Source organism: Rhizobium albus, assembly GCA_030160035.1.
Classification (GTDB): Bacteria; Pseudomonadota; Alphaproteobacteria; order Rhizobiales; family Rhizobiaceae; genus Georhizobium; species Georhizobium albus.
Map to the genome: position 1 here is coordinate 525,549 of BSNO01000001.1, position 17,498 is coordinate 543,046.

The 17,498-nt window shown below is 55.3% G+C and carries 12 protein-coding genes; 4 read left to right on the top strand and 8 right to left on the bottom strand.

Going from position 1 to position 17,498, the window contains the following annotated elements; genetic code table 11:
* Window positions 1-64: 64 nt before the first annotated feature.
* From QQL76_RS02590 to QQL76_RS02600, 3 genes are all read left to right on the top strand, one after another.
* Window positions 65-790, top strand: a complete 726-nt coding sequence (locus QQL76_RS02590; RefSeq protein WP_499206247.1) for an inositol monophosphatase family protein — start codon at window positions 65-67, stop codon at window positions 788-790.
* A gap of 226 nt (window positions 791-1,016) precedes the next feature.
* Entirely contained in the window at window positions 1,017-2,228 is a 1,212-nt protein-coding gene (locus QQL76_RS02595; protein WP_499206248.1) for an N-acetylneuraminate synthase family protein, read from the top strand.
* A 9-nt stretch (window positions 2,229-2,237) separates the two neighbouring features.
* Window positions 2,238-2,951, top strand: a complete 714-nt coding sequence (locus QQL76_RS02600; protein WP_499206249.1) for an acylneuraminate cytidylyltransferase family protein — start codon at window positions 2,238-2,240, stop codon at window positions 2,949-2,951.
* On the opposite strand, the gene QQL76_RS02605 is transcribed toward QQL76_RS02600, so the two are convergent.
* The 8 genes from QQL76_RS02605 to rfbA form a co-directional block, all read right to left on the bottom strand.
* Window positions 2,944-6,933, bottom strand: a complete 3,990-nt coding sequence (locus QQL76_RS02605) for a rhamnan synthesis F family protein (RefSeq protein WP_499206250.1) — start codon at window positions 6,931-6,933, stop codon at window positions 2,944-2,946. The genes QQL76_RS02600 and QQL76_RS02605 overlap by 8 nt on opposite strands.
* Window positions 6,930-8,768, bottom strand: a complete 1,839-nt coding sequence (locus QQL76_RS02610) for a sulfotransferase family protein (protein WP_499206251.1) — start codon at window positions 8,766-8,768, stop codon at window positions 6,930-6,932. Before QQL76_RS02610 ends, QQL76_RS02605 begins: the two co-directional genes overlap by 4 nt.
* Window positions 8,769-8,829: 61 nt before the next feature.
* Entirely contained in the window at window positions 8,830-9,564 is a 735-nt protein-coding gene (locus QQL76_RS02615) for an ABC transporter permease (protein ID WP_126008664.1), read from the bottom strand.
* Between the two features lie 111 nt (window positions 9,565-9,675).
* Entirely contained in the window at window positions 9,676-12,486 is a 2,811-nt protein-coding gene (locus QQL76_RS02620; RefSeq protein WP_126008666.1) for a rhamnan synthesis F family protein, read from the bottom strand.
* A 12-nt stretch (window positions 12,487-12,498) separates the two neighbouring features.
* Window positions 12,499-13,416, bottom strand: a complete 918-nt coding sequence (locus QQL76_RS02625) for a Rossmann-fold NAD(P)-binding domain-containing protein (RefSeq protein ID WP_499206252.1) — start codon at window positions 13,414-13,416, stop codon at window positions 12,499-12,501.
* Between the two features lie 51 nt (window positions 13,417-13,467).
* Window positions 13,468-14,520, bottom strand: a complete 1,053-nt coding sequence (gene rfbB / locus QQL76_RS02630; protein ID WP_499206253.1) for a dTDP-glucose 4,6-dehydratase — start codon at window positions 14,518-14,520, stop codon at window positions 13,468-13,470.
* Window positions 14,521-14,621: 101 nt separating this feature from the next.
* Complete coding sequence (gene rfbC, locus QQL76_RS02635; RefSeq protein WP_126008672.1) at window positions 14,622-15,173, bottom strand: dTDP-4-dehydrorhamnose 3,5-epimerase; 552 nt, start codon at window positions 15,171-15,173, stop codon at window positions 14,622-14,624.
* On the bottom strand, window positions 15,170-16,048 hold the full coding sequence (gene rfbA, locus QQL76_RS02640) for a glucose-1-phosphate thymidylyltransferase RfbA (RefSeq protein ID WP_126008673.1): 879 nt from the start codon (window positions 16,046-16,048) through the stop codon (window positions 15,170-15,172). The genes rfbC and rfbA overlap by 4 nt, the downstream gene beginning before the upstream one ends.
* A gap of 222 nt (window positions 16,049-16,270) precedes the next feature.
* Between rfbA and QQL76_RS02645 the strand changes: the two genes are divergently transcribed.
* Window positions 16,271-17,440, top strand: coding sequence for a UDP-glucose 6-dehydrogenase family protein (locus tag QQL76_RS02645; protein WP_499206254.1), 1,170 nt, complete (start codon window positions 16,271-16,273; stop codon window positions 17,438-17,440).
* Window positions 17,441-17,498: the final 58 nt, after the last annotated feature.

Genomic DNA, 17,498 nt, shown 5'->3' on the forward strand with positions numbered 1-17,498 from the left:
TCAGGGTAGAGACGAGCGCCACTTTTGTGTAACTAGGCGCAACCATGCCGCCAGGAGTTCCGACTTGACCGATATCCCCTTCCTGCTTCAGCAGTTGCGTCATGTGGTAGAGGGCTCCCTGCCAGCACTTCAGGAGAGACGGTTCGACATCACATGGAAGCCGGATGGCAGTCCTGTCACGGCTGCTGATGTGTATCTCGAAGATTTGATCCGAGATTGGCTGACCAACGCGCTTCCCGGCCTCTGTTTCATCGGCGAGGAGAGTTGGACTCCCGATCTCGTGGTGGGGGACGAATGGGTGGCCGTGCTCGATCCTATCGATGGCACCGAGAATTTCTGCTCAGGCCTGAAGGAGTGGGGAACGTCCCTTTCCATCTGGCGCGGTGGAAAGCACGCAGGCAGCATGTTGCTGATGCCGGAACTCGGTGAGGGCATGACGTCGGGAGCGATCCCGCGTGTTCCCCGGTCGCGTATCGTCGGCTTCTCGTCATCATTCAACGACGCGATCGGACAAGGCCTCGCTGAAAATGCCGAGGGCCGGATCATGGGATGTGCCGTCTACAATCTTTTCAATGTCATTCGCGGCGCGTATGCGCGTTTTGTGAATCCGAAGGGTGCCTATAGCTGGGACTTGCTGGCTGGCGTTGCCCTTGCCGAAGAAGCCGGATGTGAGGTGATAATCGATGGTGAAGACTATGACGGACGCTTTCTCCAGCCAGGTAGGCGCTATCGCGTCGACATACGGCACAGATACGATTTTCATCCTGGGGAAGGGGCCGTCCGTCGATGAGATACCTGCCGAGGTATTCTCGGGATCTCTCGTCATCGGCGTCAATGACGCAGAGCGAATCTACCCCGCAGACATCTCGATCTTTCATGCAGACTGGGTTGCCCAGGCATTGCTCGAAAATGGCGCGCGGGCACAGCTTTATCTGACATCGACCGATTTTCGTCCCGATCGCGGACGTGTCTTGCGGGTTCCTCATGCGGAACTGACGCAGGAGACGGCCGACCTGATGGTGCAGCGCCTGCTCTCCGACGAAGTCGTCATCGAGGATGTGCTCTTCATGTCGGCACTGCGCGTGGCTCGCGAAGTCGCGGATCAGCGGAGCAGGCCGCAACAGGTCTATATGGTCGGCTTCGACTTCCGTCCCGAGCTTGGCTATGCTCACCCAGCCGGCCGTCAGTTCACGGTCGGCGATGAAGTCGAGCGCGCGATGCGGATCGGGATGCAGGAAAATTATCTGCTCAACGCGCTCTACATGCTGCAGGGCACCGGGCTGGAACTGAACCATGTCGGCAATCGTCCTTACTCGCGGCTGTCGGTCGATGAGCTGGTCGAGAGCTTCAGCCGTAAGCGAAAAGGAGATCATCACGAACGCGATTGGTCCGTCAGTGTTGTTGCGGAGCTGACGACCAACCATTTCGGTGATCGCTTCAGGCTGGAACGCATGATTCGTGCAGCGGCGGCTGCGGGAGCCGACTTCATCAAGGTTCAGAAGCGCGATGTGGAGAGCTTCTACAGCAAAGAGCAGCTGGCTGCTTCCTATCGCTCGCCTTTCGGGACCACCTTCGGTGATTACCGGCGCCAGCTCGAACTGGATGGTGATGATTTCACCTTCATTGCCGATCTCTGCAAGCAGCTTGAAATCCGCTGGTTCGCGTCGGTACTCGATGAAGCGTCCTACAATTTCGTGCTGGACTTCAACCCGGCCCTGATCAAGCTCCCCTCCACGATCTCAGAATACACCGACTACCTCGCGCGTGTCGCGGCCAGCACGGATCGCGGCATCGTGCTGTCCACCGGCATGACAGACAAGGCCTATGAAGAATGGGTCCTGCAAACGTTCAAGGAGGCGCCGGAATTGTACCTGATGCAGGCGAATTCCGCCTATCCGACCCCTGCACGTGATTGCAATGTTGGCGTCGTGCGGCACTATAGCCGCCTGGCGAAAACCAACCCGCGCATCATTCCGGCCTATTCCAGCCATGACGAAAACTGGTTCGGGTCCACACTGGCAGTGGCCGCCGGAGCGCGGATGGTCGAAAAGCACGTGAAGTTCGGCAACAGCGAGTGGGCCCACTTCGATGCCGTGGCGCTGGATCTGACGACACGCCAGTTCCGGGATTTTGTTGAAAAAATCCGAGAAGCTGAGATCATCGTTGGCTCGGAGGAGAAGTCTGTCGCTCCCAGCGAGCACCATAAATACAGACGTAAATCGCATTAGGAAGAGCAAATGCTTACATACGCAATCGTGGCCGCGCGGTCAGGTTCAAAAGGTTTACCGGATAAAAATATTCGCGACCTCGCCGGCCATCCGTTGATGGCCTACTCGATAGCATTTGCTCGCGCTTTAGGATGCGACAAGGTAATCTGTTCAACGGACTCGCCAAAGTACGCTGACATTGCCGCGCAGTACGGCGCCGAGACGCCATTTCTAAGGTCAGCCCAAGCGGCATCTGATACCGCGATGGAGGAGGACATCTTACGAGATCTCGCTGTCCAGTTTACGTCAAGCGGAATACCGTCGCCAGATTTGATTGTGTGGCTGCGGCCGACTTTTGTCTTTCGCGACATCGAGGCGGTCCAAAACTGCATTGATGTTCTAAAGCGTGATGACACCTTTACTGCGGCACGCACCGTTTGTGAAAGCGAACGGCGGCTTTATTCGATCGACAGTGGCGGGCAGCTAGTCCCAGACTTCGACGATCAAGGTAAATCGATGATACGGCGACAGGATATCGGTATCCGGTACAAGGTCTTCAGCACTGATGTCATCAGGTTTCGACCTGACGATATAACGGACGATTTTCTAGGCCGCCGGGTCTATGGACAGCCCGTTCCCAAATTTTGTGGACTTGATATTGATGATTTGGAAGACTTCCAAGTTATCGAGGCCATAATCCGGGGAAATCGAAGCCTTGTGAGCCGTTATATATACCTCAAATAGGTCCATAATTGCGATCAACTATCGACTTCCGGAATGGCGCCAAGGGGTCATTCTGGAAGAATTCGCGAATCTCTTCGAAATAGTGGTCGTAATCTTCCTGCATCCTGGCGCGTCCTGCGATTTTCCACTTGTTGGCGTCCTCTGCAAAACTTGTTGAGCCAGCATGTCCAACGAATACATTCGTTGCACAGCCGCAGAAATAGCCGGCGGCGCGCGCTCTCATGCTAAATTCGTTATCCTCTCCGTGCCCCTTGTCAAACTTCGTCTCACTAAACAGTCCAATCCGGTTGAAGGTGGAACGTCGCACGTAGGTGCAGAAGCCGTGACTGATTGGCATCTCAACCACTCGCGGAGCCGCTGATTTGGCGGCTCTGTCCTGCTGCGCAACCCAAGCTAACTGATCTTTATCAGGCAATTCTTTGCCGGTTGGAAATGGTATGCTGTAGATTGTTGCGTTGTTGGAAAATGGAACGACTGAGCCGATTTTCGGATGGGCATATGCTGCATCCTGCAGCCGCAGAGCCCAGTCACCACATGAGATTGTGTCGCTATTCAAAAGAATGACGTCGTCACCTTCTGCGGCCAGAATACCTGAATTAACGGTTCCACTGAAACCGACGTTCTCTCGATTTTCGAGATAGATGAAGCCGGACTTCTCGGCGTATTCAGCGCAGAGTTCTTTGAGGTGCAGATCAGGGCCGCGATCCCAGACCATTATAACACGATACTCGTTTTCGGTTTGGCATTTAGCTAATTCTTCAAAGCATAGCCGTGTGCCGTCATAGTCGCCGTATATGGGCAGTACGACGCTGATTGGGGGGCGCTTGGAATTGTTGAACCGCTTCGGGTCGACAGGAAAATTCGCACGGCTGCGAGCCTGCGAATCTTCAAAAAGCCTTTTGCTAATATCCCGGTCCATTTCGCTGTTGATCAGAAAACCTGACTTCATCCGATATAGTCGACTGCTCAATAATCTAGCAAGATCCGTAACATGATGGCGCGTTGGCACGAAATGATCTACACCTATCAAATAGTTGTCAAACAGATCGACGACGTGACTTTTCTGCGCTGCGCTTCGGCCGCTATTGTCGAACTCTGACCATATGTATAGCCTGAGTGCAGCCAAGAAATGCGCTTCATCGACAATATGCTCGCCAACATCTTTACCATTGAGCTCCGACAGACCCAATGTCAGCAAAGGTTTCTCTTTAAGAAGGCATATTGAACTGGCTGTTGTTGAGATTGTTATGCATATGTCTGCGTTCTCGATAAGCTCATCTAGAGAGCTTTCGCGTGCGATTAGAACAAAATCTGCGGACTGAGCCGTCTGTGACGGGTGAGGACGGAGAACAAGAAGCGCATCGGGAAACTTTGATGATACAATTCGACGGATATTGCTGAATGCATCGTCGGAGTTGTTGAACCAATTTACTCTCAAAGGATCCAGGGTAGGGCCGGTTACACCGGCTCCTGCGTCATTCCCGCCAATCACGAGTATCACAGGCCGGCGTTGATCTCGTGCCCGTCGGATAATGGCCAGATCAGACGTCTCTTTTTTCTGAAAAGCAGCGTAAGCTGCATTGGCATGCTGAGAGCCATACCATTCTTTGATTTGTGCAAAGCGGCTTTCGGTGTGCCGTTCATTGCTGCTCTGAGCAGACACATGTTCGATTAGACGGGCCCTGCTGGCCGTGCCGAACTGTCCAATCGGGTCAATGCTGAATGTGCCCGGAAAGTGGCCCCGCTCGATGATCTGATATTCGATACCGAGCTCTTCGCACAAATATATGAAAAGGCGGCTTTTCGGCGCGGTATTGCCCCAGATGAGGAACATTTTGACGCGGTGACGCACGAGTGCATCTCGCCAGAACGCATAGACTCTTTGTATGCGCGAAAAGCATGCATCCAGCCGGTCGCCTTCCGGGTAATCCGTCTTCAGAAAGATGGCTTCAGAGCGGACCAGAAGCTGAAGCTCCTTCTCCGGCAAACCATCACATTCCGGTGCCGGAGCGTCGTCGGGAATGTGGGAAGGCAGATGCAGCATCGCGCGTTCAAGCAGAACGTTCGGACAGGATCGCGTATGCAGGAATTCAACGGGCGGCCCGCCAGACACGACGCACGCGCTGGTTAATCCTTGCATGCCGAGTTCATGCTGGAGATTTGCCAAGCCCTCGTGCAAGGGCTCCAGATTGCCCATCCAGCAGTTGATGATGATATCGATCGCGCCGTGCAGAGCCGTATCCGCATCGGGAAAGAGGCTATGGCTGTTCGTCGAATGGGGAACTGTTCCTTTTGGCGCGTCGACTGCGCGTGGAGCAGAAAGAGATTTGAGGTAACTGACCAGAAGCCGCCCCACATCTTCGCCGGGCTTCATTCGGAGGCTGTTTTCAGACGGTTCAGAAAGGATCAGTGGCTCGGAATTCCAGTCGCTACCATCCAGCAGCGCGACATTTCCGCCAAGTACCGAAGAGACGAGACTGAAGATGCGCTCAACCGCGTGTGCCATCTGACCGTCGCGCTTGACCTCTTCCTCGTTGAAGGAGGCCTGGGAGATCGTGTCGGCGGTCACGCCTGCCAATCGCGCATCTATCCAGAAGCACGTCCCAGCGAAGAAAGCCCAGTCGCGGCCAAGCGATCCTTTTCCCAACCCGATCCTGTCCAAGAGCTGAACCAGTCGATCACCGCTGCCCAGCTCAAAGTCCTGCCCGTTCAGCCAGAACTCGCGCGGACCCGCCATGAGAACCCGGGCATTCGATCGGAACAGTTCAACGACGTCCTGCACGCGCTGTGGCGTTGCGGCGAGTGCATCGAACATTACGCGGCGCCACGTGTCAGGGTATTTGTTGCCCTTCTTCGAGTGCACCTTGCAGAAGAACCGATAGTTTCGGGGCTTCACTCGGCGAACGGTTTCGAGAAAGGCGGCTACGTCCTGCCCGCGGTTTGGAACCGGGAAAATCTCGCGTGCACGCGGGAAAAATTCAGCGATGCGAGCCGGATCATGATCTGGCGAACCTTCGGGAACGCTGATGATGATGTCGACATCTTCGGGGAAGTTCGCGACGAACCTCTGGAGATCGGGCACCGTATCGAGATGATAGAGATGGATGAGAACCGCGTAGTCTTTATTGCCGGTTGGCGCTTCGGCGTTGCGTCCACCCAATCGAGCAGCGCCTGGCCACCAAGTTGGATGGCCCTGGATCTCATAATGCAACAAGGGCAAAAGAGGTGACTGACGTGCGTCCGGTGCGGCCTGGAAGTATTCCGCGGTGTTGAACCACGGTCCGGGGTTGCGCTCCAAATCCTTGCCGATGCGCAGGCAGTGTTCCACAGGGGAGAGGCCGGTCAGGGCGACTTCTCCATAGGTGGTCTCGTACCAGCTCTCTGAGAAGAACGGGCTTGAGCGCAGCAGTATCGCCTGATCGACGCCGCCAAGGGGCACTTCAAAGCCATTGGCCTCGACTTCAGAGCGTAGACGAACTGCGGCTGCGTGCATCAGTGGGCCAACTGCCGCAGCCAAATCGAGCAGGATGCCCGCATTTCGGCTTCCGTTTGGAACCCGGTGAGCAGTTCCACCAATGCATATCGCCACATCCAGCCCAAGATCGACCTTTGGCAGTTGCCCTTCGAAATGGCGGAGAAGGTCGAGAGCGCCCTGAGGGTGAAACGTCTTCATGTCGAACTGGAAACCGGTATTTGCCGGGCTGGTTACGCCCAGCAGCTTGTCGATGTCACCGCGCGGTTTATCGCTCGTGGTGCTGGCGATGTGAAAGCCATGTACAAACAAATCAAGCGTCAACGTCTCGTGCGGGTTATCTCTGCAGAAGAGCCAGCCGTGGAGTTTGCCATCCTGGGTCATGCCGTCGAAGTGGCCGCGCCACTTGGAGCCACCCTCAAGATTGGCAAGACCGCTGGTTACATGGACCATAATGATCGCTTCCGTCTTTCGAATCAGCTTGGGAGGACTGATGAGGTTGGCCTTCAACGCTTCGTCTTAAATGGGAGGCGCCGTGCCATCATGCGAAATGGGCGTGTCAGACGCCAAGAGAGGGTGGAGCGGGCTTCCGCCAGTTTGACTTCGGCCGAGGCCGCCCGTGCTCCCAATGTCGCGAGCTGGTGCTGGACGTTGTTCAGCTGCTGACGCACGGCATCTCGATCCGCTGCGATTTGCGATCGATCCAGTTCGACTGCGGCTGCGTTTTCCACCAGTGCGGCAAGATGGCGATGTGCCTCATCGCGCTCTGCGGCAATCCTCGCGCGATCCAGTTCGACCGCAGCGGCGTTTTCCGCCAATGCCGCTAGATGCTGATGAGCTTCATCGCGCTCATGGCTGATGGTTGCAAGGTCTTCCGCATGTTGGGCCGAGCGCGCGGTCGCCTCGTCCTGATAACGAAGGATGACTGTCTGGATCTTGGCGAGTTCAGCGTCCCGACGCTCGGTCGCTGCCCTCAGCTGAGCGTTCTCTTCGCTTCGTTTCTTCACTTCGACTTCAAGCTCAGCAAGTCTCTGCTGTGCTGCGGCGAGGGCAGTGCGGGCTTCGCTCAATTCATTCCAAACGTCGTCACGTTCCGCTTTGCTTTGGGCGAGCATGCTCGTGTGACGATGGACTTCGGCCGCCAGACCATCGCGCTCTGTCGTCAAAGCTTCGATCTGGTTCTGTTGCGCTACAGTGCTTTCTCTGAGTTCCAAGAGTTGTTGTTCTACGCGTTGAACCTCATCATCTCCTTGCGGGCGCAAGGCGGATAGCTCGGCGATCCGAGCGAGCGCCCCGTCGCGCTCCTCCTTGAGGCGAACGATGACGTTATGTCGTTCATTGCTTTTGGCGCGCACCGCCTCGATCTCAGTTCGGATCGCATCACGCTCGCCGCGTGCCTCATCCCTTTCAAGGAGCAGCGCCCGCGCCTTCGGGGAGACCGCGCCGCTGAATGCTGCAGCACTCTCGTCGAATGATGCCTTGATGACGTCCAACCTCTGGTGATCGTTTAGGTCTTCGCCCTTTGACGCCCATCGCTCAAGGATCGTGTACACTTCATCGATCCAGTTCGTGAGAAGTGCATGAGAAGCGACGGCCGAAGCCGCAGCCTTGTTGTGTCTCAGTTCTGGCCGGATGATGTCGTTCAGGTCCTTGGCGTTGGACGCCGCGAGCTTCGGCCAGGCCAAATCAAATTGACGCGAGATTTTCTCCGCGACAGCGGGCCAGTCGTTAAGAACCGCATCATAACTGGTGAAGGTGCGCCGCTGACCGCGGCTTCCAGCTTCAGCGTCCAGAACGTAACGCAGCCAGACCAGCTTCGAATAATCAAGGTCCAATCCGTTCCGATTATGCAGCGATGCCGCAACCTCGCTTGGTTCGCGATGTGTATGAACGAACAGCGGTTCGACATCGAGATCGTCAAGGGCATCCACCCACAGCGGAACCAGCCTGCACGTCCGCGGATCCTTGGCGACGAAAAGCGCCGAACTTCCGAACTCGGACATCGCCACCTCTTTCAAGGCTGCTCGATACTCGTGAGCTTTCGGCGATTTCATCCAACCTGGGGGGAAGGGTCTGTAGTCGTCCCACGTGAGCCCTGCGCTCGCAAGAACCTTGTCCTGGAGCATATAGATCGGTCGGGACTCAAAGTGACCGAGTTCGTTGTTGGCAGTTGGGCCAAGCAAGTTCGCTGGTCCGTCTCCACCAAGCCGCATCATCAACCCGGCCAAAGCGGACGTGCCCGAGCGGTGCATGCCAAGGACCACCAGTGCCTTCCGAGCACGAGCGGCGCTACGGTTCCGCGAATCGCCGCTCGAATCGAGCGGGCGCTTTTTCTTGATTTTCATCGCTTTTCCTCTGCGCTGGGCATCGATCACGGGAGGTACTTTCCAGGCTTTGTAGGAAGCCCTAATACACCAATGTCCGCGAATAGCGCTCCACGAGCAGTCCAAGAAGAAGCGTAATTGCGCCACATGCGATCAGGTATCCCTTGTCGAGAACCTGGGTGGGATAATCCAGATAATAGGCCGACCGCAACCATTCGACGCCGTGCAATACGGGGTTCCAAGCGAGGACCTCGATCACTGGGGCGGGCAGTGATGAAGCAACAAAAAGCGTCCCCGAAAGAATATAAACGAGGATGGTGGCGAGCATGTATGCCATCGCGACTGCCGGTACAATGGCTGCAGCCAAGCTCATCAAGAAGCCAACGCCTATTGCCAGTACGAGGGTGGCTGCAAGGGCTGCTACGGCGTTTGGTACATCAATCGGCAATGCCGGTTGCCCCATGAGAGCAAAGATCAAGACGACGAGCACTGCCATCAGGCATGATCCGAAAACTTCTAACACTGCGCGTCCGAAAATGATGTCGGTCACGCGGATCGCCGGAAACGATAGCATTGGTCTGTTGGCCTGGATCGAAACCACCATCATCCGAGATACATACATGAAGGCCAATGTCGGGACCAAGCCGGTACCAAAAAAAAGCATTAGGCTGTCGCCGTACGGTGCTGAGCGTCCCAACACGCTGTAGATCAGCAACAAGATCATCATGTGTCCGAGCGGAAAGAAGATGACGATCAAAAATCCAAGACCGTGATCGAAAAAGCGCGTACGCATATCACGCAGCATCACTGCCTTCATGACATTGCCCTTACGACGGGCTGCGGTCAGGAAAGACGTACGACTTGGCACAGCGGTTTCCTCTTCGAAGGCATTCGAGCATCAGTCACTGAAGCAGCACGATGATCTCGGCTACCTGGTTAAGCCTCTGCCATGAATGGCTTTCACGCTGTATCCGGCATCTTCCACGATAACCGGAGTGAGGCGTTCTAGCGCGTGTAGGATTGTCCCATCATAAGCTACCGGTTCTTCTGGAAAATCGGACAATTCAAATTCGGCACCGAAAAGTCTACTCAGCGCTTTCGTTCTGGCGAAGAACATGTTTCCGACTGGAAATTCAATAAACTCCGGGACCGACGACAACCCGACGCGCGGCGCAATCCGAGTGGCAACGTCAAAATTATCGGTCCATCCGACGGATTGAGGATCCTCGGGATAAATGAGCCCTAATTCTGGGTTTCGATCGAACGCTGCTAAAATTTGGTCCAAGGATTTATATCGGCCTCCCAGCAACGTTTCGAGTAGAAAGTCGCGCCAGACTGAGACCGTATCTTCTGCGATGTCCATGCTCTTCTTGCTATGGATGTGCCCGATCACTTCGAAATCAGACATGCGGTCTTTGAACCCACACAGGAATGGACCGATGTCCCGGCCCTTATTCGGAACAACCCGAATTTCTACAGAACCCGAATAATTTGAGAACGCCTCAGCTGCGACCGACGTATTGATCGTTTCGGTGACGGTGATTAGCAAGGTCGGGCGCGAACGATTGAGGGAGATGCGTCGGCAGATTTCCAGAGCTTGGTCCGGATAATGAAGATGAATATGCAGGGCCACATCCGCGTCCCTCAAGGGAACAGCCGGTTTGTCGCTCTGCTTAAGCTGCACGACATCACGGACCCATGGCCCAGATGGTCGACCTGCTCGCAAGAAGTGCGCATAAGCGTTCTCATATGGCAGCTTTGCAAGCGAAGGATGGGACGCGGCATAGTGAGCTGGATAAAAGCCGGGTATTGGCCGGCGTTCTATGCCATTCGACGTTCTGTTTACGGATGCAGCGCACAGCCGGACATAGTTGGACACGACGTCTTTCTGATCAGGATCGTCCTGGATACCGAGCATGTCGAAATCGACACCGCCATGCTTTAATATCGTCTCGACATCTGTTCGCTCTTGTCGGCTAATGGCCACGGCTTGCTCAAGCAGGTTTTGAAGGTTGTCGACATAGTCGACCATGTTGAATTGCTTGGAGGCCAGCCGCTTCAGATGCTCGCTGGTCTTTCGGCTTCTCTTCTCGTTCGACTGCAGTTCAATGAGAGCCGCAGCCGCTGCCTCGATGTCCAGATATGGAACGACGAGCGATGAAAGCAACTCATCGGACTCCAGGTATTCGGAGACGCCATTGGCGTCTTTGAATGAGACCAACGGCAGTCCTTCAGCGATTGCATCGATCGCAACGTTCGGAAACGGATCCAGCCGCGAACTAAGAAGCATCGCATCTGCCGTTCTATACAGTTTCAATAACGCCTCAGCATCCATTGCGGGCATCAGAGAAACGACATCATCGAGACCACTGCGTTCGATTTGATCCTTCAACCAAGCGGAGTAGCCAAGATCGCGCACTGGATCATAGCCCTCTCCAACCCACACAAAAGCGACATTGGTTTCGGGGTTTAGTCGCTTATAGGCTGCCGCTGTGGCGATGAACAGATCAACACCTTTCCGGTACTGGACGTATCCGCAGCCGATGCAAACAAAATCAGCCTTGTCGAATTCAACTGAGGGCTTAGCGGCGACAGTATTGTCCGAGACTGTTGCTCCTACGTTAGGAATTACGCAGCGGCCTTGTGGTCGAACCACCGAATGTCGGAAATGGCCGGTGATGCCAGCTTCTAGTGCTGACTTCTGGGTCAGGGATGACGAAAAGACCACTCTCTGCGAGCTTGCTAGCACAGTCGCAAGGGTGAGCGGTTGCACATAAGTCGCGAATTCATGAATGAGCGACACGATGGGGACATTGGCAACTGAAAGCGCCGCCACGATTGCGGCCGTTTCGACGCTGTTTGCGAGAGCAGCGGTTACGTTGAATTCCGAGACCAGCGGCTGAATAAGCTTTGCCGCTAGCAACTCCGAACTCATTCTGCCGATGTTCACATCGCCGACAACAATCTTAACCGCGAAATCGCCAGCATAGCGAAGCAGCGGGCCATCTCTCAAAGATATGAGGACGACGTTGTGCGTTCGAGCAAATTGCTCAAGTAGGTTTATCCCGAGAATGGGGGCGCCGGTGAACGATCCCTCGTGAATAACCAAAGCGACTGTTTTTTTGGAACTATCGTAAACGCGCTTTCCGGGCCGAAAACACGAGCCGAAATCGTAGTGACCAATTCGGCCCTCCTTTCTGCCATGAAGCAAATAATGATAGAAAAGGGCGCCGTAATTTTTCAGATCGGAATAGGAGCGGTAAACAACAGGGTCGAAATTGGGGTTTGGCCTAAAGCCTCGCGATTCACCCTTTGCCAGATAATGACGTACGGCTTGTTCAGCGTTTTTGAAACGCTCGCCACTTTGCCCTGCGTAATAGTCGACGTCGAATTCCCCTGAATCGATGATTACTCTTTTGATGCTTTTAGCAACGCCGTCAGTGGAACTGATTGGTGACTTAGCCGCCCGTCCCTCTTTGTGCCCATACCGGACATAATGGACGAAAAGGGGTAGCGACCAACCACTCAGATCGGGGTTGGCAGTAAGATAGTATCTGGGATCAAAACCGGGATTGGCGCTAAGGCCTCGGCGTTCGCCCGATTCGATATAATGATATATGGCTGTATACAGGCTAAGATGTCTTTTGCCAGACTGCTTCCGATAATGGTCTAAATCAAACAGTTTGCTATTCTTAATTTCGATCAGAGACCGAATAGTGTCTTTATGGGAGAGTCTCATTACATTGTCCAATCATCTGGTTTTTTTGGCCTGAATGGCTCTGGCAAATGCTCGAACACTACTTTCTGGATCAGCGCTTGGTTTCCACTGCAACAAATCTGAGGCGCGCTGAACATCAAGAATGCTGGCTTGTATGTCAAAAGGCCTTGCGTCCAGATACTTGACGTTGGCCTTCAAGCCAATTTCTTCTTCAAATATTGCAATTAGTCGATTTAAGGATAATCCAATACCTGCGCCTATGTTAAAGACAGAGGGCCTTCGGACGGATGCGCCTTCTTGCAGCATAATTTTAGTGAGCGCTATGGATACATCACGAGCCGGAATGTAGTCGCGCAGATTTTCTCCATCACCCCAAATTGTAATGGGTTCACCTTTTGCGATTTTCTTTGCAAAGATGGGGATGACGCCCTGAAGGCGTGCGGCGGACTGCCCCTCTCCAAATGGGTTGCTAACACGGGCGATGCGTATATCGGCTCCAAGATGCGAATAGTAATCAGCATATTGCTCGGTGGACGATTTTCCCAACCCGTAGGCACCGATCGGATTGAGGGGACATGTTTCCGGCGTCGGAGTAATTGCCGCATTGCCATACACAGTTCCACCAGATGAGACGAAAACGATCGGGATCTTCTGTGATCGAGCGAACTGAAAGAGGGCGACTGTGCCCGCTACGTTTGTAGCAATGTCTTGATAGGGATTTGCTTCCGCAACAGCGGGTGTGGTCGACCAAGCGAGGTGAAATATTCCATCGGCTCCCGTCGCTGCCAGGTTCGACAGAGTGGTCAAATCGCCAAGATCGAAATGCACCATCGTTTGATGCGCGACAGAGTGCCGACCGGCTCTAATCACCTCATGACCACTATGATCGAGGTGTAAGGCCAGATCTGAACCCAAAAAGCCAGTCGAGCCGGTCACAATGTATCGCGCCATCGGATCAGCCTATGTCTGAAGGCGTTCGGTCATTTCCCCCAATCAGCACTCTCATGCGTATTGCTTCTCCAACCAGTTCTTGTAGGCGCCGGATGTGACGCGGTCGACCCAGCCGTGGTTTTCGAGGTACCAGTCGATTGTGCGGGCGATGCCGGTGTCGAAGGTTTCGGCGGGCTGCCAGTTCAGTTCGGTCGCGATCTTGGTGGCGTCGATGGCGTAGCGCTTGTCGTGGCCGGGCCGGTCGCGGACATGGGTGATCTGGCTGGCGTAACTCTGGCCGTCTGAGCGTGGGCGGCGCTCGTCGAGGAGAGCGCAGATGGTGCGCACCACCTCGATGTTGGTCTTCTCGTTGAAGCCGCCGATATTATATTTTTCGCCGAGCCGCCCGGCTTCGAGCACCCGGCGGATCGCCGAGCAGTGGTCGCCGACATAGAGCCAATCGCGGATCTGCGTGCCGTCGCCATAGACGGGCAGGGGCTCGCCCTTGAGCGCCCGGTGGATGACGAGCGGGATCAGCTTTTCGGGGAAGTGATAAGGCCCGTAATTGTTGGAGCAGTTGGTGATGATCACCGGCAGCCCGTAGGTGTGGTGATAGGCGCGGGCAAAATGATCCGCCGCCGCCTTGGAGGCCGAATAGGGGCTGTTCGGCTCGTAAGTGTTGGTCTCCGAAAACGCCGGCGCATCGCGATCGAGCGAACCGTAGACCTCGTCGGTCGACACATGGATGAAGCGGCGTCCGTCTGAGGCAGCATTCGGTCCCCAGGCGTGGCGGGCGGCTTCGAGCAGGCGGAAGGTGCCGGTGACATTGGTGTCGAGGAAGGCTTCGGGGCCATGGATCGAGCGATCCACATGGCTTTCGGCGGCGAAATGGACGACGGCGCGGATATCGTCGGAGGCGAAGATTCTCTTCAGCGCGTCTGCGTCGCAGATATCGGCCTGGACGAAGCGGTGCGCCGGGTTGCCTTCGAGCGAGGCCAGATTGTCCATGTTGCCGGCATAGGTGAGTTTGTCGAGATTGATGACAGGCTCGTCGCTGGCCTTCAGCCAGTCGAGGACGAAATTGCTGCCGATGAAGCCGGCACCGCCGGTGACGAGAATGGTCATGGAAAAAGCTGTCCTGTCGTCTGTTCTTGCGCCGCTACATCGTTCAACCGGGTGAGGCAACCATCACGAGCGTATTGCAACCCGCTTCCTGAGAGTGCCGCTTATTCAAAATGCTTCGCGTCCTTCAGGGGCGGAGCCTTGCCATCCTTCTCCGACACCTGGATGACGGCCGGATCGAGATGCCAGTCGATGCCAAGCTCCGGATCGTTCCAGGCGATCGCACCCTCGCATTCCGGCGCATAGGTGTCGGTCGTCTTGTAGAGAAACTCGGCATGGTCGGAAAGTGTGACGAAACCATGGGCAAAGCCCGCCGGGATCCACAGCTGCCGCTTGTTCTCGGCCGAGAGCACCGCCCCCACATGCTGGCCGAAGGTCGGCGAGGAGCGGCGGATATCGACGGCGACGTCATAGACCTCGCCGGAGACGACGCGCACGAGCTTGCCCTGCGCATGCGGCGGCAGCTGGTAGTGCAACCCGCGCAAGACGCCACGCGACGAGCGGGAGTGGTTGTCCTGAACGAAGGTGACGTCGGCACCGGTGCCCTCGCGGAACCGTGCCGCGTTGAAGCTCTCCATGAAGAAGCCGCGCTCGTCGCCGAAGACCTTCGGCTCGATCAGGAAGACGCCGGAAAGCGCAAGCTCCTCGAACATCATGCCAGAACCCGATCGCTCAAGAGCTGGATCAGGTAACGGCCGTAATTGTTCTTGGCGAGCGGAGCGGCAAGCGCCTTCAGCGTATCCGCATCGATCCAGCCGGAGCGGTAGGCGATCTCCTCGGGGCAGGCGATCTTCAGGCCCTGGCGATGCTCCAGCGTGGCGATGAAGTTGCCGGCATCGAGCAGGCTGTCATGGGTGCCGGTGTCGAGCCAGGCATAGCCGCGCCCCATGATCTCGACGTTCAGCAGGCCCTCGTCGAGATATTGCTGGTTGAGATCGGTGATCTCCAACTCGCCCCGGTGCGAGGGCTTCACCTGGCGTGCTCGATCGACGACGGAACCATCATAGAAATAGAGCCCGGTGACCGCATAATTCGACTTCGGTTGCTTCGGCTTCTCCTCCAGGCTCAGCACCTTGCCGTCCTGGTCGAACTCGACGACGCCGTACCGCTCCGGGTCCTGGACGTGATAGGCAAAGACGCTGGCGCCCTTCTCGCGCGAGGCCGCATTGTCGAGCAGTCTGCGCAGATCCTCGCCATGGAAGATGTTGTCGCCGAGCACCAGCGCGCATGGCGAACCATCGAGGAACTCAGCCCCGATCAGGAACGCCTGCGCCAGGCCGTCGGGCGACGGCTGCACGGCATAGGAGAAGCTGATGCCCCAGCGCGAGCCATCGCCCAGCATCTGCTCGAAGCGCGGCGTGTCCTCCGGCGTCGAGATGATCAAAATGTCCCGGATGCCCGCATGCATCAGCGTCGAGATCGGATAATAGATCATCGGCTTGTCGTAGACTGGCAGCAGTTGCTTGGAGACTGCGCTTGTCACCGGATAAAGCCGCGTTCCGCTGCCGCCTGCGAGTATGATGCCTTTCATGACGCGCCCTTTTTTGCTGTCGATGCCGCGTGTCGATGATCACGCGAATTAGACGTTGGCAGTAAGGATGTGTCTTTTTCCCGTCAAATGGTTTGTTGGCGGGAGTGAATTACAATAGGTCACGATCCGGCAAGTGACTGGTCGCCATTACGTCTGTGATTGTGAGCCAGATAAGCTTTGCTGCAGGCTCAGCCGTATTCAACAAGAAAGCTCTGATTTCTGATGATGAAAATCGCCGTTGCCGGTGCCGGCTATGTCGGTCTCTCCAATGCCGTCCTTTTAGCCGCAGCGCACGATGTTGTTGTTTATGATGTCGATGACGATCGAGTTGCCAAGATCAATGCCAAGAAGTCACCGATTGCCGATGAAGATATCGAAAGGTTCTTACTCGAACGCGACTTATCGATCTCGGCGACCACGAATGATCAGGCTGCCTTTGAGGGGGCCGACTATGTGATCGTCGCAACGCCGACGAACTACGATACGCATACCAACCGTTTTGATACGCAGAGCGTCGAAGGTGTGGTCCAGACCGTTCGGTCAATCAATTCGACGGCGGTCATAGTCATTAAATCGACAGTTCCAGTTGGTTACACGGCTCACCTCAGCGCTAAAACCTCCGACTGTCGGATACTATTTTCCCCAGAATTTCTTCGCGAGGGGCGCGCGCTTCGGGACAACTTATTCCCCTCACGCATTGTTGTGGGGGGACTGCGTCAGGATGCTGAGGCATTTGCAGACATACTTCGTTCTTCTTCGAGTAATCCCGATGTATCGATCCTCCTAACTGGATCGTCAGAAGCAGAGTCCATCAAGCTTTTCTCCAATTCCTACCTTGCTATGCGCGTAGCCTTTTTCAATGAACTCGATACTTATTCGATTACAAATGGGTTGGACACTCAGTCGATCATCGAAGGCGTAGGATTAGACCCGCGCATCGGAAGCCATTACAACAACCCGTCGTTTGGATATGGAGGCTACTGCCTGCCAAAAGACACCAAGCAACTCCTAGCAAATTTTGAAAATATTCCGCAGAGCTTAATCCGTGCAGTCGTCGAGGCGAACGATGTCCGCAAAGACTTTATCGCTGATAGGGTGGCATCAATGTCCCCACGCGTCGTTGGGGTTTTTCGTCTCATCATGAAGAAGGATTCGGACAATTTTCGCGAGTCGTCGATCCAGGGGATTTTGCAACGGATCCGAGATCGCGGAATCGAGGTCTTAATTTACGAGCCAAATTTGTCTGAAAATCGATTCCTGGAGTGCGAAGTGGTCCGAGATGTCAGCGACTTTAAAAACCGGTCAAATATCATCATATCCAACCGCAAATTTGAAGAACTGGAAGATGTGACCCATAAAGTATATACCCGCGATATTTTCGGGAAGGATTAAGGCAGCTAGCCATGATCGTTTTAGAACACGTTTCGAGTGCACCTCGAACGCGATCCTT

Excerpts from the sequence above, each read along its gene's own strand:
- QQL76_RS02595 (WP_499206248.1), top strand. The coding sequence starts at position 1,017 with ATGGTGCAGCGCCTGCTCTCCGACGAAGTCGTCATCGAGGATGTGCTC.
- QQL76_RS02600 (WP_499206249.1), top strand. The coding sequence starts at position 2,238 with ATGCTTACATACGCAATCGTGGCCGCGCGGTCAGGTTCAAAAGGTTTA.
- QQL76_RS02610 (WP_499206251.1), bottom strand. The coding sequence starts at position 8,768 with ATGAAAATCAAGAAAAAGCGCCCGCTCGATTCGAGCGGCGATTCGCGG.
- QQL76_RS02615 (WP_126008664.1), bottom strand. The coding sequence starts at position 9,564 with ATGAAGGCAGTGATGCTGCGTGATATGCGTACGCGCTTTTTCGATCAC.
- QQL76_RS02620 (WP_126008666.1), bottom strand. The coding sequence starts at position 12,486 with ATGAGACTCTCCCATAAAGACACTATTCGGTCTCTGATCGAAATTAAG.
- QQL76_RS02625 (WP_499206252.1), bottom strand. The coding sequence starts at position 13,416 with ATGGCGCGATACATTGTGACCGGCTCGACTGGCTTTTTGGGTTCAGAT.
- rfbB (WP_499206253.1), bottom strand. The coding sequence starts at position 14,520 with ATGACCATTCTCGTCACCGGCGGTGCCGGCTTCATCGGCAGCAATTTC.
- rfbC (WP_126008672.1), bottom strand. The coding sequence starts at position 15,173 with ATGATGTTCGAGGAGCTTGCGCTTTCCGGCGTCTTCCTGATCGAGCCG.
- rfbA (WP_126008673.1), bottom strand. The coding sequence starts at position 16,048 with ATGAAAGGCATCATACTCGCAGGCGGCAGCGGAACGCGGCTTTATCCG.
- QQL76_RS02645 (WP_499206254.1), top strand. The coding sequence starts at position 16,271 with ATGATGAAAATCGCCGTTGCCGGTGCCGGCTATGTCGGTCTCTCCAAT.